This is a genomic window from Yersinia sp. 1252 StPb PI (genome assembly GCF_048593885.1).
Classification (GTDB): Bacteria; Pseudomonadota; Gammaproteobacteria; order Enterobacterales; family Enterobacteriaceae; genus Yersinia; species Yersinia enterocolitica_E.
Genome location: NZ_JAZGQE010000491.1, coordinates 1 through 447, shown reverse-complemented (window position 1 = coordinate 447; position 447 = coordinate 1). Strand labels below are relative to the sequence as shown.

Here is a 447-nt window from a genome sequence, read left to right as displayed (position 1 = left end):
ACCATTTCAATAATGGGGAAAAGATGAAAAACCAACCAATAAGGCGTCAGATTTTGGTAGGTTAACCGATTGTAGCAAGGCAGCAATAAGACTAATGAGTAGACTGCGGGGAAAACCTGAATCGATAAAGACAAGAGTTCATCTGCTAAATCAGGAAATAGTATCATTATTAAAAAAATGAGTACCGTTAATGCTAATAAATAGCGAATAAATAGAAATAAAAACTCACTGCGTGACAGATAAAAATAGATATTCTTATAGGTAAAACAGCACAAACTCAGTTGTGTTCTATCAGCACTCTCCTGCCTGAATTTATATAGACTGCTAACTTTTTCCATAGTGACTTTAATCCTTTAAATATCATTAACTTTAACATTACAAAACCTATCTATATTATGGAATTGAACCTCTATTATTGATTACTACACATTTTCATTAGGGTATCAG

General features: G+C 32.2%; 1 pseudogene. It reads right to left on the bottom strand.

Annotated elements, in window-relative coordinates:
- Nucleotides 1-338, bottom strand: a pseudogene (locus V2A85_RS24470) (hypothetical protein); the annotation flags it as partial.
- Between the last annotated feature and the right edge of the window lie 109 nt (nt 339-447).